The sequence below is a fragment of the Cupriavidus sp. YAF13 genome, assembly GCF_052113425.1.
Taxonomy (GTDB): Bacteria; Pseudomonadota; Gammaproteobacteria; order Burkholderiales; family Burkholderiaceae; genus Cupriavidus.
In genome coordinates this window covers 114713-141092 of sequence record NZ_JBFRDD010000014.1, presented here as the reverse complement: position 1 = coordinate 141092, position 26380 = coordinate 114713, and the positions used below count along the sequence as shown (strand labels likewise).

General features: G+C 54.3%; 20 protein-coding genes. 7 read left to right on the top strand and 13 right to left on the bottom strand.

The annotated features are described in order from the left end of the window. Nucleotides 1-280: 280 nt before the first annotated feature. Complete coding sequence (locus AB4061_RS14175) at nt 281-1057, bottom strand: XpsR family transcriptional regulator (protein WP_441634791.1); 777 nt, start codon at nt 1055-1057, stop codon at nt 281-283. 714 nt (nt 1058-1771) lie between these two features. On the opposite strand from AB4061_RS14175, the gene AB4061_RS14170 reads away from it, so the two are divergent. Further along, nucleotides 1772-2881 carry a helix-turn-helix domain-containing protein gene (locus tag AB4061_RS14170; protein ID WP_441634717.1) on the top strand — a complete coding sequence of 370 codons (1110 nt, stop codon included), beginning with the start codon at nt 1772-1774 and terminating at the stop codon, nt 2879-2881. A gap of 44 nt (nt 2882-2925) precedes the next feature. On the opposite strand, the gene AB4061_RS14165 is transcribed toward AB4061_RS14170, so the two are convergent. After that, complete coding sequence (locus AB4061_RS14165; RefSeq protein ID WP_441634789.1) at nt 2926-3741, bottom strand: transcriptional regulator; 816 nt, start codon at nt 3739-3741, stop codon at nt 2926-2928. 1389 nt (nt 3742-5130) lie between these two features. Between AB4061_RS14165 and AB4061_RS14160 the strand changes: the two genes are divergently transcribed. The 6 genes from AB4061_RS14160 to AB4061_RS14135 all read left to right on the top strand — a co-directional run bounded on the left by AB4061_RS14160 (nt 5131) and on the right by AB4061_RS14135 (nt 11141). Continuing rightward, on the top strand, nt 5131-6519 hold the full coding sequence (locus AB4061_RS14160; RefSeq protein ID WP_441634787.1) for an undecaprenyl-phosphate glucose phosphotransferase: 1389 nt from the start codon (nt 5131-5133) through the stop codon (nt 6517-6519). Beyond that, nucleotides 6509-6925: a VanZ family protein gene (locus tag AB4061_RS14155; protein ID WP_441634715.1), complete on the top strand. Its 417-nt coding sequence runs from the start codon at nt 6509-6511 to the stop codon at nt 6923-6925. Before AB4061_RS14160 ends, AB4061_RS14155 begins: the two co-directional genes overlap by 11 nt. 24 nt (nt 6926-6949) lie before the next feature. Continuing rightward, nucleotides 6950-8389: a UDP-glucose dehydrogenase family protein gene (locus AB4061_RS14150; protein WP_441634713.1), complete on the top strand. Its 1440-nt coding sequence runs from the start codon at nt 6950-6952 to the stop codon at nt 8387-8389. Further along, nucleotides 8386-9636, top strand: coding sequence for a glycosyltransferase WbuB (locus tag AB4061_RS14145; RefSeq protein ID WP_441634711.1), 1251 nt, complete (start codon nt 8386-8388; stop codon nt 9634-9636). The genes AB4061_RS14150 and AB4061_RS14145 overlap by 4 nt, the downstream gene beginning before the upstream one ends. A 61-nt stretch (nt 9637-9697) precedes the next feature. After that, on the top strand, nt 9698-10255 hold the full coding sequence (locus AB4061_RS14140) for a putative colanic acid biosynthesis acetyltransferase (protein WP_441634709.1): 558 nt from the start codon (nt 9698-9700) through the stop codon (nt 10253-10255). Further along, a complete protein-coding gene (locus AB4061_RS14135; protein ID WP_441634708.1) occupies nt 10245-11141 on the top strand; it encodes a glycosyltransferase family 2 protein in 897 nt (298 codons plus the stop codon). Before AB4061_RS14140 ends, AB4061_RS14135 begins: the two co-directional genes overlap by 11 nt. 467 nt (nt 11142-11608) lie before the next feature. On the opposite strand, the gene AB4061_RS14130 is transcribed toward AB4061_RS14135, so the two are convergent. The 11 genes from AB4061_RS14130 to AB4061_RS14080 form a co-directional block, all read right to left on the bottom strand. Continuing rightward, the gene (locus AB4061_RS14130) at nt 11609-12667 is read right to left on the bottom strand and encodes an acyltransferase family protein (RefSeq protein WP_441634706.1); all 1059 of its coding nucleotides are present in this window, start codon (nt 12665-12667) and stop codon (nt 11609-11611) included. 613 nt (nt 12668-13280) lie between these two features. Then, nucleotides 13281-14810, bottom strand: a complete 1530-nt coding sequence (locus AB4061_RS14125; RefSeq protein ID WP_441634704.1) for a right-handed parallel beta-helix repeat-containing protein — start codon at nt 14808-14810, stop codon at nt 13281-13283. 162 nt (nt 14811-14972) lie between these two features. Continuing rightward, nucleotides 14973-15512 (bottom strand): acyltransferase, encoded by a 540-nt coding sequence (locus tag AB4061_RS14120; RefSeq protein WP_441634785.1) that lies wholly within the window; start codon nt 15510-15512, stop codon nt 14973-14975. Beyond that, entirely contained in the window at nt 15509-16654 is a 1146-nt protein-coding gene (locus AB4061_RS14115; protein ID WP_441634702.1) for a glycosyltransferase, read from the bottom strand. The genes AB4061_RS14120 and AB4061_RS14115 overlap by 4 nt, the downstream gene beginning before the upstream one ends. Nucleotides 16655-16664: 10 nt before the next feature. Beyond that, nucleotides 16665-17948: a hypothetical protein gene (locus AB4061_RS14110; RefSeq protein ID WP_441634700.1), complete on the bottom strand. Its 1284-nt coding sequence runs from the start codon at nt 17946-17948 to the stop codon at nt 16665-16667. A gap of 55 nt (nt 17949-18003) precedes the next feature. Beyond that, nucleotides 18004-18663, bottom strand: coding sequence for an alpha-1,2-fucosyltransferase (locus AB4061_RS14105; RefSeq protein ID WP_441634698.1), 660 nt, complete (start codon nt 18661-18663; stop codon nt 18004-18006). A 229-nt stretch (nt 18664-18892) separates the two neighbouring features. Further along, nucleotides 18893-20200 carry an oligosaccharide flippase family protein gene (locus tag AB4061_RS14100; protein ID WP_441634696.1) on the bottom strand — a complete coding sequence of 436 codons (1308 nt, stop codon included), beginning with the start codon at nt 20198-20200 and terminating at the stop codon, nt 18893-18895. Further along, nucleotides 20193-21158 (bottom strand): GDP-L-fucose synthase, encoded by a 966-nt coding sequence (fcl, locus tag AB4061_RS14095; RefSeq protein WP_441634694.1) that lies wholly within the window; start codon nt 21156-21158, stop codon nt 20193-20195. Before fcl ends, AB4061_RS14100 begins: the two co-directional genes overlap by 8 nt. Next, complete coding sequence (gene gmd / locus AB4061_RS14090; protein ID WP_441634692.1) at nt 21159-22286, bottom strand: GDP-mannose 4,6-dehydratase; 1128 nt, start codon at nt 22284-22286, stop codon at nt 21159-21161. It lies immediately after the preceding gene. 31 nt (nt 22287-22317) lie between these two features. After that, entirely contained in the window at nt 22318-23775 is a 1458-nt protein-coding gene (locus AB4061_RS14085; RefSeq protein WP_441634690.1) for a mannose-1-phosphate guanylyltransferase/mannose-6-phosphate isomerase, read from the bottom strand. Between the two features lie 338 nt (nt 23776-24113). Beyond that, nucleotides 24114-26369: a polysaccharide biosynthesis tyrosine autokinase gene (locus tag AB4061_RS14080; protein WP_441634688.1), complete on the bottom strand. Its 2256-nt coding sequence runs from the start codon at nt 26367-26369 to the stop codon at nt 24114-24116. Between the last annotated feature and the right edge of the window lie 11 nt (nt 26370-26380).

The window sequence follows — 26380 nt, the reverse complement described above, 5'->3', positions numbered from 1 at the left end:
TACCCTGGCTGGCTCTTGCGATCGGAATCGGCAGCACTACAACAAAACTGCCTTTACCAGCTTTACTAGATAAACAATCTCCACAACCGTGTCACCCCTACTAGGAGGGGGAAAGCGCAAGCTTGCATGTCAGCCCCTAAACCACACCCTCGCGAGGGACGCAACGGCATCGCTGCCGCGTGCCGTTCCTACGGTTGTCAGGACGCGTAAAACGATGCCCGCTAACGCATCACCTCGCATCACCTCGCATCGATTTGCATCGATTTGCGTTGCTTCACGCCTAGTGCAGAACCGGAAAATCCTCCGGCACCAGCCAGCGCGCCACATATTGGCCCATGGCTTCGAGCAACACATCGGAAGTCAACCCCGACGCGCCCGCCAGCGCAGGACACATGATCCAGGTAGTGCCATCGAGCTCCAGCACGCGCAGCGTCTTGGCCAGATCGGCCGGCTGCAAAATAAAGTCCCCCATCCGGGCTTGCTCAAGCCCGAACGCCAATACGAAATCCGAGAAATGCCGCTCGCCCAGGCACACCACCACCTTGGGCTTCCACTCCCTGCGAATGCCTTCGATAAAGCGGAAGCGGTTGCCAGCGCGGCACAGATCCAGGTAGCGCTGCTTGGGCACCAGCGCCGGCTGCCCGCGAAATGCCTTGGACCAGGGCGTCTGCCCAATCAGGTGCGCCGGCAACGGAAACAGGCTGAGCTTGAACTCCGCGCCTCCCGGCGCATAAAGATGCTGATCGAAGTAATGCTTCCAGTCGCACTCGCTCTGCGGGCACGCAAAGGTCTGCGCACGCGCCGCCGCCATGATCCTTGCGATCTTCTGATGCGACTGCCAGCGCTCCATGCTCTCGCGATGGCGCTCCCGGTACGCGCGATCCCAGGCGCCTGGCTGCAGACGCGGCTCCAGCGGCGCTACCAGCGACTCGACCCATGGATGCGGTGTGCTGTCGCAAAACCAGACAGCCGCCGCCGGATTTCCCCCTTCCATACCAACGTAAGACGCGAAGTACGCGTCCAGCTGCTCACGTGAGAATACAGTCTTCTGTTCTATTTCCATGCCTCTACCGCTTGGTGGAATTAAAGATGCCCACGCGCTGAGGCAGTACTTACCTATACGACGTGACGGGCCGTGAGACGCCTCGAATGCATCGGCAAATCTCTAATAGAACGATGGAGACAACCCGCTGACGGGGAATGGAGAACTTCCCGCGCATCCGCGCCTCCCACCTGCTTCGTATCGGATGCCGGCCGGCATAAAGCCAAAGCCTGGCTCCAACGGATTTGACCTACCTACAACCAATCTGGATCAGTGCTTTTCCCTTTGGGAAAGCGATTACCGGAACGCATATTGTCAATCCCGCGACGCTCCTGCTGCCGCCCCAAAAAGCCCGATCTCGTTTGCGCGAAACAATCACTTGGCGGTGCGAGATTTTGCGTGAGATTTGATCATGACGCGCCCCCCTTTGGAGGGATTCGCGGCAGTCTTCTTTCCCTTCTTACGCGGGGTAACGACACTTTGCGCCGCATCGCACAATCGGGCGGCGGTAAATGGTGGTAAATGGCGTCAAATGGCGATTGCACGGCATGTGCACGGCATGTGCACGGCATGTGCACGGGCTGTGTGCAGCCTGTGCGTGGCAAGCACAGGCATGGCAGTGGGACAGCCGCAACGCGTTGCCTGCAAGAACCTCGGTTTTTCGATAGAGTGATGCCGATGCGCCGGCGTTTTGCCGGGCCTATGCAGCACCGGGTGCGCCCAACGCCCATGACCGAGCCCCCCATCGCACTTGCACCGACCCAATCGGAACCGCAGCCCGCGCCCTCGGACGCGCGCCTGCCTCATACCCATTTCCAGGTAGGCGGCGACGGGCCCCGTAACACCAGCGTGGGACAAATCCTTGCCTGGCGCCAGCGTGTCGGCCATGTCATGGACGTCAACCTCACCCAGGACGCCCTGGCTGCCCCGTTCCAGGCCTCCATCGACCGCTACCTGGTCGAGGACATGCTCTTCACCGACTGCCGCTGCGATGGGCTCTCCCTGGAGCGCAACGTCGCGCGCATCTCCACGGACACCATGCGGCACTACGCGCTTCAGGTGTTCGTCGAAGGCAACGCCGGCGTGGTCGAAGGCATGCGGCACAACCCGATGCCGCAACAGGGCGGCATCCTGCTCACGGACCTTGGGCAGCCCGTCCACATGCACCGGGGTGGCGTGCGCGCGCTCTCGGTCTTCGTGCCGCGCACGATGATGGATTCCATCTTTCTCGGCGCCGAGGCCGCGCACGGGCGCATCGCGCAAACCAACACGCCGCTGACCCGGCTGGCCGTGGAGCACCTGACCGCGCTGAGCCGCGAGATCCCCGGCATGGCACCGCAAGCGGCTGCCGAGACCATGCACGCCAGCGTGCAACTGCTCACCGCCGCCTTTCGCAAAGGCGCGCGCCTTGAGGAAGGCGCCCGCGCCGCCGCGCGCAGCGCCATGCTGGCCCGGGCACGCCGGCTGATCGACGCCGACCCTGGCGCGGCGGGCCTGTCCCCCGACAAACTGCTCGCCAAGATGGAGATTTCCCGCCCAACCCTATATCGATTGTTCGAGCAAGAAGGCGGCGTGCAGGCTTATATCCGCAAGAGCCGGCTGCGGGCCGCCGCCGCCGACCTCGTGAAGTTTCCCAGCCTGGCGATCAGCAACATCGCCTACGGATTGGGCTTTAATAGTGCATCGGACTTCACCCGTGCGTTCCGCCGATCCCTGGGCATGTCGCCCAGCGACCTGCGCGCCTATGCCACCAGCCCCGAGAACACCCAGCTCAGGCAAGCCGCATTCGCGGTGCAAGGCGATGCCTTCCAGCAGTGGCTGCATCGGCAACAGTTCTGAGTTTTGAGCTGCGCGCCAACGGCCACTGCACCGCCATCTCAGGCCTAGTAGTACTCCGCCTCGCAAAGCTCCGTCTCGTGCGGCCTTACCTGAAAATCGGCCATGGTCAGCCATTGGCTGATAAAACGCCCCATGGCGTTCAGCAGCACGTCGGAAGCCAATCCGGCAGCCCCGGCCACTGCCGGACAAATAATCAGGTTTGTCCCTTCGCTGACATAAACGCGCAATTCCCTCGCCTGATCGGCTGGCTGTAATGTGTGCGTGGTAAATGGCACCCCCCGCATGCCGAAGGCCTGGACGTAATCCACCTCGAAGCGCTCGCCAAGGCAAACCACCACCTTGGGCCGCTCGCGCCGGCGCAACTGGGCGATAAAGCGGAACCGGGCACCATTACGGCACAGCGCGAGGTATCTGGATTTGGGGTTCAGCTCCGGCTGGTTGCCGTGCAGTTGCGTCCACGGCAACCCGTTCTCCGACCGGATGGCCAAGGGGAACAAGCTCAGCTTGAAATCCCATCCGCGCGGCCGGTAAAGATATTGCGCAAGGTAGCGCTGCCAATCGCCGCTATCGTCCCGGCCGAACAGCACCATCTCCCGGGCCGCCGCCATGATGCGCGCGATGCGCTGGTGCGTTTGCCATTTGCTCATCTCGTGCAGATGGCGCAGCCTGAACTGCGCATCCCACGCCGGTACCTCACGCACTGGGACAAGCTCCGCGGGCAGCCGCGTGCTATCCGAAGTCGGCATGCTGTCGCAGAACCAAACCGCGCTGGCCGGACTCCCCCCCTCCATGCCCACGTAGGAAGCAAAGTAAGCATCGAGCTGCTCACGGCTCAGGGGGCCCCCGCCCTGCTCCGTCATTCCAGACATTTCAGAAAAACCAGAGAAACCAGAGAAACCAGATACATCAGCCATAACCAACACCCCCATCATTCCCGTCATACGCCTAATGACCCGTCAAGACACCGGATCGCTGCCGGCATTGCCCCGGTTGCGTCGGTTCCCCCTCTCATCGAGTTCAAGGGCAGGGGTCGGCAAGCATCCCCCTTTCGCGCACGCCTTATAGGCAATGGTCTCTACGTCCAAGATTAAAGCCACTCCCGCGCGCCTCTTGACCGTGCGTCTCACTTTTTGGCGATTGGCTCGGTCATTGGCGCGATGATTGGCCCGGTGACGGGCCCCAAATTGGCAGCTAAGCCACGCCGGCAGCCCGGCACGCCAGCGCGTGGGCCAGGTAGTTCAGCCACCCGGCCATCCCCGCCAACAGAAAAAGCGCCGGAAAAAACACTTGCCGCCTTCGCCCGCAAGCCCCCTCCCCCGACGCCTGGCTCTCGCGGTTACGCGCAGGGAGAGAAAGCGCTGCCGCTGGGCGGCGGCTATGAGAACCCGCTGCACCAGCAAAAGATGGAGCAAGCCGCGAGCCGCAAAACACAGCGAGAGAGATCGCAGCTATCCCCCCTACTTAATATCAGCATTCATCCGGCAATCCCCCCCTCTGAAGCGGGGATAGAAAATTCAAAGAAAAAAAGCACCAGTCTTTATAAAAATGGCTCTCCAGGCTTTCACGCGGGTACTGCACGCGGGTGCAAGTGGCAGGAGGCAAAACGCTGGCTTTCTCCCCTCTCCCATGAAGTGGGAGAGGGGAGCTACGGCAACGCTGGATTTAGCCCAGCGATAAATCGACCCACACGAAAGTCGGATGAACCATAAAAATCAAATATCGACCTCGATACAAACTCGATACATCATTGAACAATCCACGCACCAACATCACCCATCGGCACCAAAACCTCCCTCCCCGTGCACAAGTCCCGAGCGCAATGCGCTAGCTCGCCAGCAACCCCGCGCCATGACGCCGACAATCCCCTCGCGTTCCCTTCTCTCGCAGGGTACCGGTAGATGTCGCTGCGCCGCACTATCTGCCCCATCGATAAGACGAGCAAACCGGCGCCCTTCGCGTCTGTTTAAAACGAAGCGACGAGTTTCCAGCGACGCGCCCTGCATGGGCGACGCACGGGCGCAAGGGTCAGCCGCCCCCAAGCGCCACGGAATCGGCTGCACACGCTGCAGCCAGCGCCGACTTCCTTCGTCCGATCAAAAACGCCATGCCATTTGAGACAACGCGCATGGCCGGGCCGGCGTAGTCAATGGCACGTCGCCTTTACCAATTGGGGATAAATGGTTCGGCCGCACAAACGTGCGGCGGGATTGCGAACGCTTTCGGGGAAGATCATGGGAGTTTATCGCGACATGTTTACCAGGCATCACGACCAGCTAACGCTGGCCGCACGCCTGCTGGACGTAGGCGTCATCTGGATTGCCGGCTACCTGGCAACCGAACTGCGCTTCGCAACGGACGCCACGCCCAACGCGCCCATCCACCAGTTCATCCAGTATTTCGGCTGCACCGTCGCGTTCATCGTACTGCCCGCGTTCGACCTGTACGCCTCCTGGCGCGGCCGCAGCACCTTCTCGCTCTTCACGCGCATGCTGGCCGGCTGGACCCTGGTCTGGCTGATCAGCATCCTGGTCTGCTTCCTCCTTCATCAAGCCGACACTCTCTCGCGCCTTTGGGCCACCTACTGGTATGTCGGGTCCATGGTCGGCCTGCTGGCGCTGCATATCGCCAGCCGCGCCTTCCTGAGCCTCGCCCGCGGTACCGGTGTGAACACCAAGCACGTACTGATCGTGGGCTACGGCCGCACCGGCCAGGAAATGTACCAACGCGCCACCGCCAACCGCCGCACCGGCTACAGGGTGGGGGGCATTTACGCATCGCCAGACGAAGCCACGCCGGCCGGTGTGCTGCGCGTGGAAGACAGCGCCAAGATTGCGGACTTCGCGCGCCAGCATAAGATCGACGAAGTCTGGATCACGCTCCCCATGAGCGCCACCCGCCAGATGCAGAACATTGCGTACTCGCTGCGTAACGACTTCATCGACATCAAATGGATACCCAGCCTGCTGGACTTCGACCTGCTCAACCACAAGGTAGGCGATTTTCTGGGCATGCCCGCGGTGGAACTCAACCGCCCGCCATCGCTCGGCGTGCGTGGCGCGGTAAAGTCAGCATTCGACCGCAGCTTTGCCGCCCTGGTACTCGCCGCCCTCTCCCCGCTGTTCCTGGTCATTGCCGTGCTGATCAAGCGCAGCTCCCCCGGCCCGGTGTTCTTCAAGCAAGAGCGCCTGGGCCTGGACGGCCGCGTGATCCACGTCTACAAATTCCGCAGCATGAAGCCCCACGCCGAGCACGGCGTGGTCACGCAGGCCACCAAAGACGACAACCGCATTACACCGATCGGCGCCATCCTCCGCCGCACCAGCCTGGACGAGCTGCCGCAGTTCATCAACGTGCTCAAGGGCGAGATGAGCGTGGTTGGCCCCCGCCCGCACGCCATGGCCCACAACAATCTCTATAAAGAACAGCTGGACCTGTACATGCTCCGCCACCGCGTCAAGCCCGGCATTACCGGCTGGGCGCAGATCAATGGCTACCGGGGCGAGACCGATACGCTGGACAAGATGGCCAAGCGCGTTGAGCACGACATCTTCTACATCCGCAACTGGTCGTTCTGGATGGATTTGCGCATCATCTTCTGGACCGCGTTCAAGGGCTGGACAGGACAGAATGCCTATTGAATCGCAGCCATTGGCGCGGCCTGCCGCGTCGATTCTTGGGCCCCGCGCCGGCCTATTACTATCGTTGGCGGCAGCCTTCTACCTGCTGATGCTGTTGGTGGGAAACCAGCCGGGGAATGCGCAGGCCATGTCTCAAGAGTATGGCGATAAGAATCTCCATCTCGTCGCCTACGCATGCATTGCGGGTGCAATCCACCTGTCGTTCACTCGCTACCGCGCTGCCACTACATTGACTGGCATCGCTCTGCTGGGCGGCCTCGACGAATTCATCCAATCGTTCTTTCCGTACCGTTCTTCGGACTTGGCGGATCTGCTGACCGATTTGCTTGCCGCGGTAGCCGCAATCGTGCTTATCTCTTTGGCCCGCCGGCTAAGCCGAGCGAGCGCATGGGCCAACAAAAACTAACTTCCAATATTTCGGATTGTAGTCATGAAAATCACAATCATCGGTAGCGGCTATGTGGGCCTGGTCACCGGGACCTGCCTGGCCGAACTCGGTAACGACGTACTCTGCCTGGACCTGGACGTTGCAAAGATCAGCATGCTCAACGCCGGCGAAGTGCCCATCTATGAGCCCGGGCTAAAAGAGCTGATCCAGCGCAACCACGCCGCCGGCCGCCTCCAGTTCACCAGCGACATTGAAGCCAGCGTTCAGTTTGGCGACATCCAGTTCATCGCCGTTGGCACCCCGCCCGACGAAGACGGCTCCGCTGACCTGCGCTACGTGGTAGCCGCCGCCCGCAACATCGGCCGCTACATGACTACACCAAAGATCGTGGTGGACAAGTCCACCGTGCCGGTTGGCACTGGCGCAAAGGTCCGGCACGCCATCGAGGCACAGTTGGCGGAACGCGGCCTGCCCGAACTCGAATTCGCTGTGGTGTCCAACCCCGAATTCCTCAAGGAAGGCGCGGCCATTGAAGACTTCATGCGCCCGGACCGTATTGTCATTGGCACCGAACCTGGCGCCGCCGGCGTGCGCGCACGCGAGGCAATGCGCACGCTGTACGCGCCTTTCACGCGCAACCACGACCGTATCCTCAACATGGATATCGCGTCGGCAGAGTTCACCAAGTACGCCGCAAACGCCATGCTGGCTACCCGGATCTCGTTCATGAACGAGCTGGCCAACCTGGCGGATGTGGTTGGGGCGGATATTGAACTGGTACGCCAAGGTATTGGTTCCGACCCCCGCATTGGCTACAGCTTCCTATATGCCGGCACCGGCTACGGTGGATCCTGCTTCCCCAAAGATGTACAGGCGCTGGAGCGGACGGCGGCGGAATATGGCCAAACGCCGCGCATCCTGGCTGCCGTGGAGGCGGTCAACAAGGAGCAGAAGCGCATCCTGGTGCAGAAGATCGTTGGCCACTATGGCGAGGATCTCTCCGGTTTGACGTTTACGCTCTGGGGTCTGGCGTTCAAGCCAAACACGGACGATATGCGAGCGGCGCCCAGCCGGGTGGTGATCAAAGAACTGCTGGCACGTGGGGCAAGCGTCAAGGCCTTTGATCCGGTGGCTATCGAGGAGGCAAAGAAGGCCATCCACGCAGACCTCGCAACGGATCCAGCCGCTGCAGCGCGAATCCACTTCGTAGACGATCAGGCGGCTGCTCTGGAGGGGGCAGATGCGCTGGTGGTGGTGACAGAATGGAAGTCCTTCCGCTCGCCGGACTTCGCGGCGATTGCCGCAGCACTGCGCGAGCCGGTGATCTTCGACGGGCGCAATCTATATGAGCCTGCCGAGCTGGCTCAGCATGGCTTTGCTTACTACGGTATCGGACGTACAGCGGCCACAGATCAAAATGTCGCCGCCCGGGAGACAACCCACTCAGCTTCGTCCCACTACGCAGAATCCCGGCATTCATGAAAATTCTGATCTACTGCCTGAACTATGCCCCCGAACTGACGGGCATTGGCAAGTACACGTCGGAACAAGCTGAGTGGCTGGTCGCACAGGGGCATGACGTGCGCGTGATTACTGCTCCCCCCTACTATCCGGAGTGGAGGGTGCAGCAAGGCTATAAAGCGTGGCGCTACAGCCGGGAAAAGCACAATGGAGTAGTTATCCACCGCGTCCCGATTTGGGTACCCCGCAAGCCCTCAGGACTCAAACGCCTGATTCATCTTGCAAGCTTTGCCGTCAGCAGTTTTCCCATTCTGCTCTCGCAGGCAAATTGGCATCCCGATGTGGTCTTTGTGGTAGAGCCGCCGCTGTTCTGCTCGCCAGCCACCCTGCTATTTGGCAAACTGTTCCGCAGCAAAACCTGGCTGCATATCCAGGACTTTGAGGTGGACGCGGCGTTCGCGCTGGGAATCCTCAGAAATACACTTCTTCGTAACATGATCTCGCGCGGTGAGCGCTGGCTATTGCGCCGCTTCGATCGTGTATCGACAATCTCGCACGCAATGATACGTCTGGCCGAATCTAAAGGCGTGGAAAGCGCGCGGCTGGTCCATTTTCCCAACTGGGTTGATGTCAATGCCATCAGCACACAAGCGAATCATGAATACCGGAACGAACTCAACATTCCGCACAATGCGGTTATCGCACTCTATTCCGGCAACATGGGACGCAAGCAAGGCCTTGAGATATTAGCCGAGACCGCGCAACTGCTGAAGGATGCAAAAAACATACATTTTGTCTTTTGTGGTGATGGCCCGGGCAAAGTCGAACTGGAGAATGCCTGCTCGAATCTGGAGCGGATTCACTTTCTCCCTCTGCAGCCCAAGGAAAGATTGCCATCGCTCCTCTCAAGCGCAGACATCCATCTCTTACCTCAACGCGCGGACGCAGCCGATCTGGTCATGCCTTCAAAACTGACCGGCATGCTCGCGAGTGGCAGACCCATTGTTGCCACAGCCGGCGAACATACCGAACTTGCGGCCGTAGTTAAAGGGCGCGGCGTAGCTGTGGAGCCAGGCAATTCTTCGGCATTGGCCCAAGCCGTCTTGACGCTTGCGGGCCAAGACGTGCTGCGCGCAGATTTCGGGGTTGCAGCAAGAAAATACGCCGAATCGTTCCTGGCACTGGACAGCCTCTTGGCACGGTTTGTATCTCATATAGGCGTTGTGCTTCGCGAAGAGGCGCCCAGTAAGCGGGCGAGTGGTGCCTAACCAACGCACGAGCAACATTCCCCCACACAAAATGCAGGCCTGCCTTAGACCCAGCTAGACAATGATCATCCAAGGTAACGACCCGACCGTCACCCCCTCCTTCTCGTTGCAGAACAGAATCATGCGTCAGCTGTGGAACTGGACATGGCTACTCCTGTTCCGTCCGAGTCCAAGGCCGTTTCACGCTTGGCGTGCCGCCCTGCTCCGCCTGTTCGGTGCACGCGTCGGAATGCACGTGCATGTGTACCCCGCTGTACGGATCTGGGCCCCCTGGAATCTCGAGATCGGCAACAACGTCGGAATTGCAGATGGCGTCACTCTCTACAATATGGACACTATCGAGATTGGCGACTACAGCGTGATCTCGCAAGGTGCCCATCTCTGCGGCGGATCCCATGACTACAACTCTCGTAATTTTCAACTGACAGCAGCGCCCATCACACTGGGATCACACGTCTGGATATGCGCCGAGGTGTTCATCGCGCAAGGGGTGACACTTCCTTCGGGAGTTGTCGTTGCAGCGCGCTCCGTTGTCACACGAACCCTCGAAAACTCCTGGACGGTCTATGCCGGCATGCCGGCGAAGCCAATTCGAACGAGAAATCAGCATGACAAATAGCACGCATGGTGTTTCAGTACTCATCCTTACCAAGAATGAGGAACAGGATCTACCGGGCTGCCTGCAAAGCGTGGCGTGGTCAGATGACATCCACGTGTATGACTCCATCAGCACGGACTCCACGGTAGAAATTGCACAGTCCTTTGGCGCAACCGTCACTCAGCGCCCGTTTGACAATTGGGCAAGCCACCAGAACTGGGGCCTGGCCAATATTAAGTTCAAGAACCCCTGGGTCTTCTACATTGATGCAGATGAGAGGATGACACCAGAACTTGTGGAAAGTGTACTGAGCGCGGTCAAATCGGCGACCGAGGAAGTCGCCTTCAGCGTTAGGCGCCGCGATTTCTTCATGGACACGTGGCTCAAGCATGTACAGACCTCCCCGTATTACTTGCGTCTCTTCCGGCCCGAGCGGATGCGCTACGAGCGCCTTGTAAATCCCGTTTCCATTCCCGATGGGCCAAGCGCCAAGATCTCCGGTTACCTGGATCACTTTCCATTCAGCAAGGGCCTGGAACATTGGATCGCAAGGCACAATAGCTACAGCAATCTCGAAGCAAAGCAGATCATCGAGAACCGGAGAGGCCAAGCCCCTTTCAGCCTTGCAAAAGCTATTACAAGCACCGATTTTCACGAGAGGAGGTTCCACCAAAAGGAGATTTTCTACCGCTTGCCTATGCGGCCGGTGGTCAAATTCCTCGTCTTGTACGTGGGAAAACGAGGGTTCCTTGATGGTCGAGCAGGCTTGACATACGCAGCGCTGCAGTCGATATATGAGTACCTGATCGTCCTGAAGACAGCCCAGCTTGAGAAACAGAAGGCAGCAAAAGCGTCATCGGTGAAGGCAGTTGATATGTCCGAGGATCGGGTAACCGCGTCAAACTAGCCAAATCGGTAGTACGAACAAGGGATGACCTTGTATTAATCCAATTGAAAGGTCTCTGCCACAGTAACAACACTTCAGCACGCCATCATTGATTGATTTCAGAGCCGTAGTGAGCGTCTTCACTTGGTACGCACCGGAACCGCCCCGTGCGTACCAAGCAACAGACTACGCAGGACCAGCTTCACCCTGAACCAGCATCACCCCTCCAAGTCGCTCAGCGTCAACACCTCCAACGCTAGGTCAGACGCGAAGCAAAACAAGCTTTCCCGACTACCTCCCAGTCCATGCTTATGAACCGTTCAGGGCGCCACCCTCCATCATTAGCAGCAGGGCATCGAGTTACACGGCCTAGTGACCGCAACCCCTGCAGGTGACCCAAAATGTCGCAAGGGGGGGGCGCTATCAACGTCTTTCGGACCACCCGTCGGGGAATGACACCATACCGCTAAGCCTTGCACTTTCGAACCCTATCTCGCGGCAGGAATTGTCGTCGTTCTCGTTGCAAATAACAGCTTCACGATCCGCGGCTGAGCAACAATTTCGAGTAAATATGCGACGACAACTACAGAAATTGCTACAACGAAAAAACCATAAAATCCGACGACACCCAAAGATCGAGCGATTGTTATGATAGGCTGGTGTGTTATATATATACCAAATGATATCGGCGCCACCTTCGAAAAAATACGCACCGCGACACCTGGAAAAAAACTCACTCTATTTAATAAAACAGCCAGCACCACAAAAGCAATTCCACTCAAAAAATGACGCAGCTCTAGTACAGGCTCCAGCCCAAATGAGATAGCCCCATTCCTTTGCACTGCATGCACCACGGGAACGGCCCATAGTGCGGCGTTAATTGCCATCATAGAAATTGAAAAAGCCTGCTGCCTAAGACTCAACTTACCCCCATCAATGTACTCTCGAGCAAGCTCCAGCCCCGCCCACCAAATAGAAAAATAAGAAGCGAATAAAAATGGCTGCCCCGGCATCAGCAAGAATGAAGCGGTTCCGAAAATGGATACCACAGCAACAATTGTTCGCTGCCTAATTACACTGATCCGCGGCACATGAAAATATATTATCGCAAACGAAATATAAAACCACCACTCATAAGATAGAGACCAAAGCGGAGAATTTGAACAAAATGGCTCCACCCAAGTTCCGCTTTTCAGCCCGCCTATGTCCTGAAGCATTAAAATGTTTCCGACAAATGAGCCAAAATCAAAGCAATCAGCACCTCCAGAAATAAAGCCAGATAATGCCGCCAAGGCTAGCGACACCAGAAACAATGGATATATGCGAGCGGCCCGCTTAATAATAAAATCAAACCCAGAACCATTAATTCCAGATCTTTCTTTGGAATAATAAATCACAAAGCCAGACACCAAGAAAAATAGAATAACAGCCTCTTGCCCAAATTTAAGCAGTGGCTCGAAGCCCGTCCCCTGCAACGGATTTAGGTGATGAAGAAAGACATATACTGCGGCAAAACCGCGGACGCCTTCTAATGCATCTAGTTTCATGGAGAGTCTCTTATGGACGTGCGCATCACGCTGCATAGATAGCGCTTGGCATTTTTTACCCCAAACTACCTTGTGAAGGTACCCCCCATTCGAAGCAATGCCGCAAACGCCCATATTCCTCATGACACTGCGACATCCCAGAAATTGGTGAATAGTGGCCGCTCGCCACTAGTTAGCGTTATCACATGACAAATAGAGCAAGCATCTGTGCCTCGCCAAGCAACATCGCTCTCAGCTCAGGGAAAGCACTTGAAATCAACAGTCACATGATTATCGTCGACGCGCGATACCCCTTGTCGTCAAACCGGTCACGACGCAATCCTCAGGGCGCTGGCCATTGGATCGACCGTCACTCCCTCCATCGATATCCTCGCTTGTCGAGGTGCGCATCGCCGAGACCCAGCTGGGCAGATTAACTTGCTGCCCAGTGCAACAATTCAATCGTCAATGCGTCACCAAAAATTCGAACGCAAACGCGAGACTCGCGAAGCTTACAAGTGCAACCCAAAGTCACTGAAAGCAACCAGATTCCATGTGCACCAAGATCGACTTGTCAAAGATGTGCATACCCGTATGGGCTAAGATTCCATTCCGTACCATCACGAAATGGAATTCATTTTGGCACTGCCAAGTCAGAATTGCGGCGACCACAATTCAAGAAATCGTTAGCTCCGACCGCCACATTTTCGCTAAAAGACGTCGAAATTCCTTTCGCGCCGCATGACGTTATTCTATTTCCAGAAATATTAGCCCCCGTCAAATAAACTGCATCTATAGCGGTCACCTTAATATCTGAGAATGCATTATCCAAATATGAATGATCACTCAAACTTCCGGACCTGCTATTCGAAGTGACGATCCCGTAATCGCAGTGAGCAACCTCGTTACCTACGATCTTTACATGATCGCGCTTCACTATCTTGAAGGCCGCAGATCTGCAGCCACTAACAACATTGCGCCGTACAATTATCTCTGCGTCCTTAACCCCCAGCGAATTCGAGTCATTTATATAAATTCCGGTCTGCGCGCTATCAGAAATTATATTCCCCTCGATGATAATTCCCCCTACACTACCCACACCAATTGCCCCCGGCGCAAGCAGCAGACTATTGGTCGCTCCGTTGCAGTCGGATATTCTATTATTCCTGACCAACGTTTCCTCGGCACCTTGTATATAGATACCCGCGCCGAAACTGCGTACAAGGGGATTTCCGGGATCCGCCGGCCGGGCACCGCTGATATTACGAACGACGTTCCCGGTTACCAGCGTCCCCAACACGCCCTGTTTATCCCCTGGAACATAAGGACCATTTCGATAAAGCATAATCCCATAGCTGTTGTAATCATCAATTAGATTTCCGTCCACAACATTACCTTGGGATTTTGCATCGACATAGTGGGAATTAATTTGAATTCCGTACCCTCCTTTTGCCAAACACTTATTTTCTCGAATTACGTTCCTGGTTGCCACGCCCCAAATATTAATATCACTTGCACTTGGCAACCCGAATTTCGGATTACTAGCCGCGACATAAAAAGTATTAGAGAGGATTTGATTTTCAGAACACCCATCAACAAGTTTGACCCCCGCATCTCCGTGCCTCGAGATGGTGCAATAGGCAATTGTGCTCTTAGCTACACGCGAGAATAAAATGCCAACACACGATGCACTGTTTGCACAAACAATCTTCAGTCCAGTCACCGAAACACCCCTTAGCGACACTGCAGAGATTGCGATCTCGCCATTTGTTCTGAGCGTCCCACCACCAGACATTCGCTGGGAGTCTGCGGAGAATCTCAGAGGGCTGCTTGAGTAGAAGGTGAGCCCCTCTTTTAGAAACAAGTCAAGTCCGGCATCGAGGCAAGCTTGTAGCGCAAGCGCATCGTCCGCGACATTATTTCCTCTGGCACCGAACCAGCGCGCATCAGCAGCCCCCTTATATTGGCGCTTCCAGCGACTACCATTGTTGCCTACGATAATCGTGGCCCCATTATCCCGCGTATTAACATCGTTGCGATCACGAACAAAACTACCCTCAATACCGGGCGAGCTAATTTCTATAACCGATGCGCTGCCGGAATAGGCACGAAGGTCACCATAATCGGCAAAGACTCGCCTCTGGCCAACCGATCCCGTATCCATTCGATTCCCACTGGTGCGTGTTGTACAACCGCAACAAGCCAATCCCCAGCAGCATAGGACACCCACTACAGCCCTTCGTCGTTCATTCATAGCTGAAAGGAGGTCGCGTCACTTCGCAATTTATTTCGAGTAAATCTACTTTGTATCTCTACTTGCCCAAGGCTATCTAGCCAGCATCATCGGATCGGCATAATTACCACCTCTCGCTTCAGCTGCCAGGAGATTGCTGTGTACCAATTCCTCGGCTTCCGTCGCAAATCGCGGCTTAATAAATTTTGCCGGAATCCCACCGACAACACAATATGACGGCACATCTCGCGTAACCACAGAGCCTGCTGCAACGATAGCCCCGTCGCCAATGGATACACCCCGGATAATAGTTGCGCCTGCCCCTAACCACACATCCTTTCCGATATTCGTCTCTGCGAAAGGTGGCCTACCGGAAAAAATGATTGGCACTCCTGGTGTATCATAAATGTGATCATTTCCAACTATCTTAACGCCTGGCCCTATGATAGTGTAATCTCCCAATTTTACACCGGAGCCAATAAAACAACCGGGACCTACGTAGCAATATATACCAGTCTTTAAATCTCGGGAGATATCAGAATTCCCACCAAGCAGAAACGTTCGATGAGAATAAAACAGCCGTTTCCTGTAGCGCCAATAATACGAACGCGCCCTCCTAAGCAACACCCTCATAAATTTGACCATTTAATCTCACCAACGTCGTTACCTTCTGAAGCTGGAGCTCCTATTATCGCTCGCTCCATAATTTTCACCTGAGCTTTCGGATTATATATTTCATCTACCACCCTAAAACAATCCTGCCGAGTAATATCCCTATCCTTAAATACACCCCTCAGCTTCCGCAAACACTCGCAAAGAGCCTCCGCTGATTGCTCGAAATACAGCAATCCTGTTACCTCATCGACAATAGCTTCGAATTCCGGCATCTGCAATTCCGGCAAGCCGTGAGTAATTACTGGCGTTCCATACATCAAACTATGTATGGCAGTAAGCCCGACTTTACCCGGCGACGCCACAACATCAGCCCTGAATATCTTCTCGGCGACGATGCTCTCATCGTATATTGCACCTTCAAAGCTCGCTTGCACGCCTAGTCGAGACGCTTGCGCCATTAATTCCGCTTGTACCGGGCCGTCCCCGATAAACTCGAGACGCACCTTTCCGTAGCCGCGCTCACCATAGATGGCAGCGGCCTCAACGAGCAAATCATACCGACACAGCTTCGTAAGGCGGGAAACACACAACACTCGCAAACCTTCCTCAGTTGGCGACGGCAGGAGCGATTCAATCAACTTATTTCTTATTACAATTTGGTTATCGTAATCGAGGGAATTAAATCCAACATGTATACGAGAAGGGTCGAACCCCAATGATATTGCGTTTCTCTTAGCCCCATACCCGTAAACATAGCTGGCATTTGCAAGGCGGAAAAAAGCCGCGCGAACTAGGTTTTTTAGGCCCCAACCATTCTTTAGGAATCCGTGCCCCCAAAAAATCACCCTATTTCCCTTAATTCTTGCCAGAAATGCCGCGATCCAGGTACTTATAAAATTCGGATTAGCAAGAAACACCACCGCATCACATTTTTCGCTCCACAGAAGTCGGCAGAGACCTACCTGATACGTCAATCTTCCAAATTCCAGCGTGCGAAGCTCAATAGCACTTCCCAGATCCCCAACATCAAGTCGTGGAATTCCCTCCAGCACATCCCTAGAACTACTAACGAATTTCACATTTGGATATCGTCTCGAAAACTCCTCAAATACACCCTTTCGATAATGAGGAAAATAGTTATATACAACGATAATATTCATCTTACAATCCTCACATTCCCGGATATCTCGACTTAACCCTACCGTTCACAGCGAACCTAAAACCAAAATTGAAGGCTACAAGAACTGCAAGGGAAATTACGGAGAATGAAAAATCGAATCTCCAGCAAGCAAATGCAAAAAAGAATGACAAATATCTATAAAAAGGGGATCGAAGAGAAGACCACACTCGACCAATTCCGAACAAACACAGCGGAACAATAAATATGGCGAACCAACCGAAATTTCCAAAGGCCTCGCCAAGCAATGTGGCATTTAGTGCAAGTATGTTGCTACCCGTGATCGTAAGCCCGAGAAAACTCCCGAAACCCAACGGCTTATCCGACCAAATTGCCTTTGGAATAATAAATGTTGCCGTCTTAAGAAATACAGTTTCACCGTAAAAATAATCGTATTCACTAGGGAAACGATCCACAACGAATTTCATCACATTCAAATTCGAACTCTCAACCAACTGCCCTAATTTTTCCTGCAGATTGTTGCTCTCATCATTTCTGTAATCGTAGCCATCAGAAACGCTGCTTGCCATGCTGCTTAGATTCGCTCCATCGCTCCACAGCAGCCCGCGAATAATCGGAAAGGCATAGTTGAAATTCACTAGCAGTGGAGAAATAATTAAAAGCACTACCAGCTTTTTCTTCAACCCCTTGGTCACCGCATACAAAGCAGCCATTAGACAAAATAATATTATTATTCGGTTACTAGAGACAACAAGCTCGATAGCAAGGAAAATCAGCATTACCAAGATCAGATTTCGATAACTCARCTTTCCAACGTGGCAAGCATAGAGCAGCGCACCTGGCATTCCAACTCGAAATACGTTGTAGAAATTTGCAACAATAGATGCGGATGCACTTGATGAAAAAGCTTCTGATTGGCTTTCCATCCAGTGCCCACCCTTATATTTCCCTGAGAAGTAAAATGCAGCTACAGCCAAAATTACCCAAACCAAGGAAAATATGATAATCCTTTTATCCACCCCAGATTTGCCCACCAGACTAGCAACTTCAAATCTTGAATTTCTTAAACTATTCCTGGAGCGCTTATCTAACAGCGACATCCCATTAAACACAATAGATGCTAGAGCAATGTACACCAAGACCGGCTCACTCCCGCTCAGATCAAAGTCTGGAATTGGCAAATCGGATGTTTGCCCACCAAATACTACGGATAAGGCTAATGGCCCGCAGATGAAATACGTGAACCCCAACTGAAGTCCCGCCGTAAAATTGATAACTCTCCGCGAGAACGTTTTCCATGAAGCTGCAACAGACATTGCTATGATTAGAACAGCAACGAGGAGATTTATTATATACATATCATGAAATCCCTCATCTCAATAACCGTTGCCACACCATGTCAGGCAAATCGGCGACACTATCAATTTCGCCGCACAATTCATTGCCATGTAAGTCGGCACCTTTAAATTGACCGGGATACCAAAGGGTCGGCATCTGCCCCAAGTAAGAGCCCCACATGCTGAACGTTGATCCTGACGCCACCAGCACGGTGCTGCGGGATAGCCCCCATATATCGGCGATTGCACTTCCAAAATTCATTCGCGTCACGCCGCCCAACTTATAGATATCCCGTAGCTCCTCGTCTTGTCCATCTGAGAAAAGATATACTGGAATATCCTCTTTTAATTCCTCTCTTATTTTCTCAACAATAGCTATATACCAACTCAACGAGATTCGCGAATTTGTTCGCCCTTTTCTTATTTGCTCGTCGGAAACCTTCTGAAAATCACCAAGTCGGACATGCAATGTTATCGAGCGGCCAAAATTGTGGCTCGCCCCGGCGACATGCTTCGGCCTCGTGATGCTCCATAGCTTGTCCCTGATAAGAGCGTGGCGGCCGCGTAGAGGAGAGAAAAGCTTCCCCATTCCGGCAAACTCGACTATGTCACCAGTACGAGCAAGATGAGCCTTTTCCTCCGGGATCCTCCGTCCGGTTGAGAGCTTATAGATTCGATTCATGCCTTTGATCATGTTGTGATCTGGGCTGAACAAATTCGAGTACGTTCTGGAATCGAATTCGCGCCGAAGTAGCGTACCAATCTTTATTTGCGGCCAAGTCGGAGCGAGCAACTTGGCTCCGCTGTCCTCAGCATACATGCAAGCCCTCGCCCAAGGGAACAAGAGATTCCCGAGGCCCGGCCCAATCATTCTGAAAAAAAAGAAATCCCGATCGCTCATACGAGGATAGCAATAGACCATATCACTTCACCTTGGATATTTGATTAAAATATCTGTAAATTATTATTGTCGATAGCACTATTCCAAATAGAACTGAAATAGCGGCGCCAATCAGTCCATAATTTGGAATTAATACGATATACAGAGGTAATGTCAAAAACATTCCGATTAGTTGCGCTTTAAATACGCTCCCAGCCTTCCCCGCCATATTCAAAGCACTTGACAGTGAAATTAAAGCGCAATTTGCAATATGTGCAAGGCTCAAGATAAGCAGAGCGGGCACCGCCACGACGAATCCCGGAGATATCTTTGCCAAGGCAAAATCGGAGATGACTACCAGTACTAGTGCGGCAATAGCCCCTGTGACGACACTATGTTTTGTAGTTCGACGTGCTAATTCTGAGAACTTCTTTATATCGCCATCATTGAACGCTACGGCTAGCGTCGCCTGCGACTGAGCCACAAGGATCATCGCCATGAATATGACTAATCTCACGAAATTACAGGCCATGGCGTACGCACTGACRCTACCCTCCCCTTTAAAAAAACCTAGGAGCAGGGTGTCCAATTGAAAGAATCCGTATGATATTAATCCCATCGCCACAAACACCAGGCCATCGCGATGCTTGGTTACGACGGAGATCTCGCTTTCCTTAGACTCTACGGCTCCAGCTTTCGTTTTCGACAAGAAACAGAAAAACAACGCCACCGATATCAGAGAGTTTGTGACAAGAAAAGCCACTTGCGTAGCGACACCACTGCTGGACCACACTGAAATCGATAATCCCGCCGCAATAATTGCTATTAGGATTGGTTTGCCAAGAGACTCGATACCCTCAGCCAAATTTACTAGACGTAATCCCTTGACAAGGCCATTGGCCAGCGCCGAGATGCACATTGCGATGACGGTGAGAGCAATCAGTATCGCATTGATATATTGGCCTCCGGCATAGAGGGGCCTCATAACAGCTGCAATCCCAAAAACAATCCCCGTCACTATCGATACAAAGAATACTCGGCGAAATGCACTGTTTCCAATTGCACGCGCAACATCTAACTGTCGCCTCTCAAAATATATGGCGACGAGCCTAAGTGATATTATATCCTGCCCGTATTTTCCGAAAATCAGCGCCAGAGAACAATATGTAACAAATAGGGCATACCTACCGTACCCATCGGCCCCGACAATTTTGACGAGCGCGATTTGGACAAGGAACGCTGAGGCTGCAGCTGCAAGTTTAATCAGGACGTTTATCAGGACTGCAGACTTGACACGGAAGATTCCCAATGGGATCCTGGCGGCGCCACGAATGCAAGCATCCTTAAGCATCTTCAGTCTCTTTGAATTCCTCGTACGTTTTGCGGAGCCCTTCCTTAAGGCTAACCGTGGGCTCCCACCCCAATGACTTTATCTTTTCAATAGCAAGAAGTTTTCTTGGCGTCCCATCAGGCTTTGACGCGTCAAACTCTATCCTACCTTCGAAGCCAACAATATTTGCTATTTCTTCTGCCAGGCTCTTTATGGATATATCCGAACCAGTTCCAATATTAATATGCGATTGGTCTTTCTGGACCATTTCTGCGTACTGCTCTGTAGGCATATCCATTACATGCAGGCAAGCACTAGCCATATCGTCGACGTATAAGAACTCTCGCCGCGGCGCTCCGGTTCCCCAAATGGCGACAGTGGGTAGGCTTAATTTTTTTGCCTCGTGGAAACGCCGAACTAGCGCCRGTATGACATGACTATTAACCGGGTGATAATTATCGCCTGGGCCATATAGATTGGTCGGCATGACGCTGCGATAATCCCGACCATACTGCCGATTATAGCTTTCGCATAGTTTAATTCCGGCAATCTTAGCAACTGCATAGGGCTCATTCGTCGGCTCCAGCTTCCCCTCCATCAATACGTCCTCTGTTATCGGCTGCGGAGCGAACTTCGGATATATGCAGCTGCTGCCAAGAAAGAGTAGCTTATCAATACCAACGCGCGAAGCCTCATTGATTACGTTCGCTTCCATCATCAGGTTCTGATAGATGAAATCTGCGGGGTAGGTATTGTTCGCGTGAATCCCGCCAACCTTTGCGGCAGCAAGATAGACCTGCTCGATCCGTTCTTCCGAGAAGAAGTTGCGGACTCCTAGCTGGTCTGTAAGATCGAGTTCTGCGTGAGTTCGAGTGACAATATTTTCAATCCCTTTTTCTCGCAGACGGCGGATGATGGCGCTTCCCACCATCCCGCGGTGCCCAGCAACATAAATTCGCGGTTTCTCGTTCATCGCCATTTACTCCACACTCACGGATATGTTGTAGCCGTGCTGTTTCAACAACGCGTGGCGTTGCGCTTGGTCCAAATCATTTGCCACCATCTCCGCAATCATCTGATCCAGCGTGATTTCGGGTACCCAGCCCAGCTTATCCTTCGCTTTAGCGGGGTCACCAAGCAACGTCTCCACCTCAGCCGGACGGAAGTAACGGGGGTCAACTTTCATGATGACATCGCCCAACGCCAAAGCAGGAGCCTTTTCGCCCTGAATGCCGTCGACCAAGGCAACTTCGTCAACACCGGATCCTTCGAACCGAAGCGTGATACCAAGCTCGCTCGCGCTTCGTTTTATGAATTCGCGCACGCTGACCTGTTTTCCTGTTGCTATCACGAAGTCATCGGGCTGCTCTTGTTGGAGCATCAGCCACTGCATGCGCACGTAGTCATGGGCATGTCCCCAGTCGCGCAGCGAATCGATATTCCCCATGTACAGGCAGTTCTCCAGGCCTTGAGCGATATTTGCAAGGCCGCGAGTTACTTTGCGAGTGACAAACGTCTCCCCTCGACGCGGGCTCTCGTGGTTGAACAGTATCCCGTTGCACGCGTACATGCCATAGGATTCCCGGTAGTTCACGGTGATCCAATACGCGTAGAGCTTTGCGGCGGCATAGGGGCTACGTGGGTAGAATGGCGTGGTCTCCTTCTGGGGGATTTCCTGCACCAATCCGTACAGTTCCGACGTGGATGCTTGGTAGAACCGCGTCTTTTTCTCCAATCCCAAAATGCGGATGGCTTCCAAGAGTCGGAGAGTGCCAAGAGCATCGACATCCGCCGTATATTCCGGCGATTCAAAACTTACTGCCACGTGGCTTTGCGCGCCCAGGTTGTAGATCTCGTCCGGTTGTGTCTGTTGGACGATTCGGATTAGGTTGGTGCTGTCGCTAAGATCACCGTAGTGAAGTACAAAATTGCGATGACTAACATGCGGATCCTGATAGACGTGATCCACGCGCGAGGTGTTGAAGGAGCTCGCGCGGCGCTTGATACCGTGCACAATGTACCCCTTGGCCAGAAGGAACTCCGCAAGATAGGAGCCATCTTGACCAGTGATGCCGGTGATTAGAGCTGTCTTTTGTTCTTTCTTCATTTCCATATCCTGTATCTGATTCTTGGCCCGTTCAAGCCACTTTCGTCTTAGCTGCGTCGGGAGGGGTGGCGCGCCCGTAGGCATCGTCAAAACGAACGATATCGTCCTCGCCGAGATAGCTTCCGCTCTGCACCTCAATGAGCTCCAGCGGCACGCTTCCGGGATTCTCTAGCCGATGAACGGTCCCCAAAGGGATGTAGCTGGACTGGTTCTCTGAAAGAAGGAATGTCTCGTTGCCACACGTCACACGAGCCGTCCCCCTGACCACGATCCAATGCTCGGCACGGTGATAGTGCATCTGCATGGAGAGCTTCGCGCCAGGTTTTACGGTGATGCGCTTTACTTGGTAGCGCTCACCGTCATCCACCGCATCGTAGCTACCCCATGGCCGATAGACTTTGCGGTGATCAGTCGCCTCGTTACGTCCTTGCTTGCGAACCATATCCACTACGGCCTTGACGTCTTGGCATTGGTCCTTGTGGACAACGAGCACCGCGTCGGGGGTCTCGATCACCATGACGTTGTCAATGCCAGCGACAGCCACGAGTCGATGAGATGCGTGCACCAGACAGTCCTTTGCGTTATGCGTCAGGACATCACCGGTGGTGACGTTGCCGTCTGCCTGCTTGGCACCCAGTTGCCAGACCGCATCCCATGCGCCAACATCGCTCCATTCCGCAGCGAACGGCACCATGCGCGCCTGCTTGGTGTGCTCCATGACTGCATAGTCAATGGAGTTGCTTGGGCATTGCTTGAACGCAACCTCGGACAGGCGAAAGAAGTCCAGGTCATTTTTGCCCTCTGCGACAGCGTCGCGAACTGCACGCAGAATCTCTGGCGAGAAGGAGCCGAGTTCCGTAAGGAACGCAGAGGCACGGAACAGAAAGATTCCGCTGTTCCAGAAATGGCTGCCTTCGGACAAAAACTGGGTCGCGCGTGCTAACGTGGGCTTTTCCTCAAACCGCGCTACTTCGTAACTCTGATCCGCGCCTAGCTCGCCTGCCTTGATATACCCGTACCCTGTCGCCGGGGCTGTCGGGACAATGCCGAAGGTAACGATAGCTCCTGCCTGCGCGGCGGCAACCCCCTCGGCCACGATGCGACCAAAGGCTGCAGCATCGCGGATCAGATGATCCGAAGGCAATAGCAGCAAGAGGGGGTCCTGCCCCGAGGCCAATGCATGCAAAGCGGCTGCCGCTGCCGCAGGTGCAGTGTTGCGGGGGTGTGGTTCCAGGATGAACGTTGCTTCCTCGGTCCCAATCTCGCGCGCCTGCTCGGCAACCATGAAGCGATGCGCATGGTTGGTAATCAGCACGGGTGCAGCAATGCCTTGTACTTCGCGTATCCGCAGCAAGGTGTCTTGCAACAGCGAGCGATTTCCCAGGAGCTTGAGGAACTGCTTCGGGTAGCCTTCGCGAGACAATGGCCAAAGACGCGTCCCGGACCCTCCGCACAGAACTACCGGAACAATGACGGCTGGTGCTTCCATCGGAATTCTCCTTCTGCCAATTCGAAATTCAAGCAATGCCCGCCCACGTCCGCTTGACGTGAGTCGTCTCGCCGCCAAATGGCGGCATGAATATCCCTGCAATGGAGAAGCCGGTTGGGTGCCAGTTCGTCGCTTGGAACAACGAACCTCAGAAGTCCGGTAGCTGGCAGCGATCCGACGATTAGACGCAGTTGCGGTCGGACCTGACACAGCCTGGCAGTGGAGTTCTTCGGCCTCTTTGGCTGATTGTTTATTTTTTGACCGGTCAAACGCCGGCCTTGCTGTCGGAGATCTAGCATCCGACACTGACCCTTCGTTAAGCAGTAGTTGGAGCTTGCTTACTTGGTTCCTGACACTTGCTTCGTAATATCGTCTGGTGCGTAGCCGTAGTAAGCATAGCGATAGCGTCCATACTTAGATCCATATCCATAACGGTAAGCATTCGGATCTAGACCATTGAAGACCACGCCATTGACATCCGCATTGGCCTGGCGCAATTGCTTTGCCGATTCCGTCACCTCGCCAATTGTGGTCTTTTCAAATCGAGTAACCAGGAATACCGTACCGCATCGTGCAGCCAAGATCGCGGTGTCGGAAACCGCGAGAACCGGGGGCGTATCAATCAGCACCAGATCGTACTGTTCGCTCACTTCTTGCAACAGCTTTACCATCCGTTCATTGAGCAGTAACTCGGCCGGATTGGGCGGAATACCGCCCGTGCTCAAGAAATCGAGGTTCTCAAATACACTGCGATGCACCGCCTGATCGAATCCCACCTTACCGATCAGCACGTCAGATAATCCATTCGTGCGATCCTTGCCGAAGTATTGATTTAGATGACCCTTTCGCATATCGGCGTCCACCAACAGGACGCGCTTTCCGCCCGTCGCCATCACCACGGAAAGGTTGGCGGAGATAAATGACTTACCCACGCCTGGCGTCGGACCAGTCAACAGGACGCGATTGTTATCGGCATCAAGCATTGCAAACTGCAGCGCGGTACGAAGGCTCCGCAGACTCTCGATGGAGGGCTCGTTGGGGTTGCGATCAGCAAGGAGGAATTTTCCGCGCTTGCGCTGCCTGATCTCTTCGGTCAAGGCGGACTGCGCCATGGACAACGGCACCGTGGCATAGACACTTAGGCCGGTATGTTGTTCGATATCCTGGGAATCGGTGATGCCTCCATAGAGCGCGTTGCGCACAAACGCTGCGATGACACCGACCAACAACCCTAGAAGCGCTGCTAGCGCGATGGTCAAGCTCTTCTTGGGCTTAATCGGCTCCTCGGGAATCGGGGCGTTGTCCAGCAGGCGGACATTGCCTACCTTTCCAGCTTTCACCAGCTTAAGCTGCTGCATGTTGTTGAGCAGCCCCACATAAAGGTCATTGTTGACCTGCACATCACGCATTAGACGAAGGGTATCCTGTTCCACTGCAGGGAAGGTCTTCATGCGCGCGGCCATAGCGGCAACTTTTGTGTTTAGTGTCGCAATTTGCTGGTCAAGTGCCTGAATACTCGGGTGTGTCACAGTAAATCGGGTCAGCAATTCGGTACGCTTCTGCTTCAGCTCCAGCAGGCTTGTTTCTGAAGTTACGCTCTCCTGCAGAAATGCCTTACCTTCCTCGGTCAAGTTAAAGGTATTGCGCTTGTTGCGCATCTCGTTGTACTTGACTTCCGCACGCTCCAGCTCCGTCTTCAACTGCGGCAATAGATCACCCAGGAAGACGAGAGACTTTTCCGCTTCGGCGGCTTTGCGTTTGATGTTCTGAGCGACGTACTCCTCGCCGATATCGTTCAGGATTCTGGCGGTGAGCGCTGGGTTGGTGCCATCAAGGGAGGCGCCAATGATGCCGCTTTGCTTGCCCTTCTCGGCGATCTTGAGTTGATCCTGCAGCCTCTCGAGCGTCTGTAGCCGTGAAGCACGAACCAGATTGAAAGCAATACCAGGCTTGGCCTTCAGATCAGTGACCAGCAAGGATATGTGACCTACATTTTGGTGCTCCCGCAGGAGCTCGCCCACGCGCCCTTCTAGTGGCTTATCGAGGCTGCTTTGTTCAAGACGGTATCGGCCGTTGCCCAAAGCCACCAGATTGAACCTTTCACCTTCCAGGGATTCTGGGACGTCGAAGAGATCAACGTTGATTGATTCCTTCGCCCAAGCATAGCCACCAATGCCCAGCAAACCTGGCTCAGAAAGCCCCTTCGCGCGGCTTGCGATCCATGCACCAACAAAGGGAAAGTAGTTTGGGCGGGCAGAGATGTAGAGTTGCAAGTTATCCACGGCTTTGCCTACCACCATGCGCGACCTGATGATCTCTATCTCGGCAGTCGCCTCTGCCTTGACATCAAACAGACTAGACACGTCACCCAACAGGCTCTTGGCGCTAGCGGGGTTATCTTCGACTTGCACCAAGATGTCAGCCTGATAAACAGGACGAGCCAGGAACGCATAGGCAACACCAAGCGCGAGTACCACGCCGGCGATAGACGCAATCAGCCATCGGCTGGCCAAAAGCACGTCCAGGTAGTGAACGAGATCGATCTCGTCTTCCGGAGGTCCGGGGACGGCGACTACAGGTGGGTTCTGGTTCATTGGCTCTACTG

Excerpts from the sequence above, each read along its gene's own strand:
- AB4061_RS14170 (WP_441634717.1), top strand. The coding sequence starts at position 1,772 with ATGACCGAGCCCCCCATCGCACTTGCACCGACCCAATCGGAACCGCAG.
- AB4061_RS14165 (WP_441634789.1), bottom strand. The coding sequence starts at position 3,741 with ATGACGGAGCAGGGCGGGGGCCCCCTGAGCCGTGAGCAGCTCGATGCT.
- AB4061_RS14160 (WP_441634787.1), top strand. The coding sequence starts at position 5,131 with ATGTTTACCAGGCATCACGACCAGCTAACGCTGGCCGCACGCCTGCTG.
- AB4061_RS14155 (WP_441634715.1), top strand. The coding sequence starts at position 6,509 with ATGCCTATTGAATCGCAGCCATTGGCGCGGCCTGCCGCGTCGATTCTT.
- AB4061_RS14150 (WP_441634713.1), top strand. The coding sequence starts at position 6,950 with ATGAAAATCACAATCATCGGTAGCGGCTATGTGGGCCTGGTCACCGGG.
- AB4061_RS14145 (WP_441634711.1), top strand. The coding sequence starts at position 8,386 with ATGAAAATTCTGATCTACTGCCTGAACTATGCCCCCGAACTGACGGGC.
- AB4061_RS14140 (WP_441634709.1), top strand. The coding sequence starts at position 9,698 with ATGATCATCCAAGGTAACGACCCGACCGTCACCCCCTCCTTCTCGTTG.
- AB4061_RS14135 (WP_441634708.1), top strand. The coding sequence starts at position 10,245 with ATGACAAATAGCACGCATGGTGTTTCAGTACTCATCCTTACCAAGAAT.
- AB4061_RS14130 (WP_441634706.1), bottom strand. The coding sequence starts at position 12,667 with ATGAAACTAGATGCATTAGAAGGCGTCCGCGGTTTTGCCGCAGTATAT.
- AB4061_RS14125 (WP_441634704.1), bottom strand. The coding sequence starts at position 14,810 with ATGGATACGGGATCGGTTGGCCAGAGGCGAGTCTTTGCCGATTATGGT.
- AB4061_RS14120 (WP_441634785.1), bottom strand. The coding sequence starts at position 15,512 with ATGAGGGTGTTGCTTAGGAGGGCGCGTTCGTATTATTGGCGCTACAGG.
- AB4061_RS14115 (WP_441634702.1), bottom strand. The coding sequence starts at position 16,654 with ATGAATATTATCGTTGTATATAACTATTTTCCTCATTATCGAAAGGGT.
- AB4061_RS14105 (WP_441634698.1), bottom strand. The coding sequence starts at position 18,663 with ATGATCAAAGGCATGAATCGAATCTATAAGCTCTCAACCGGACGGAGG.
- gmd (WP_441634692.1), bottom strand. The coding sequence starts at position 22,286 with ATGAAGAAAGAACAAAAGACAGCTCTAATCACCGGCATCACTGGTCAA.
- AB4061_RS14085 (WP_441634690.1), bottom strand. The coding sequence starts at position 23,775 with ATGGAAGCACCAGCCGTCATTGTTCCGGTAGTTCTGTGCGGAGGGTCC.
- AB4061_RS14080 (WP_441634688.1), bottom strand. The coding sequence starts at position 26,369 with ATGAACCAGAACCCACCTGTAGTCGCCGTCCCCGGACCTCCGGAAGAC.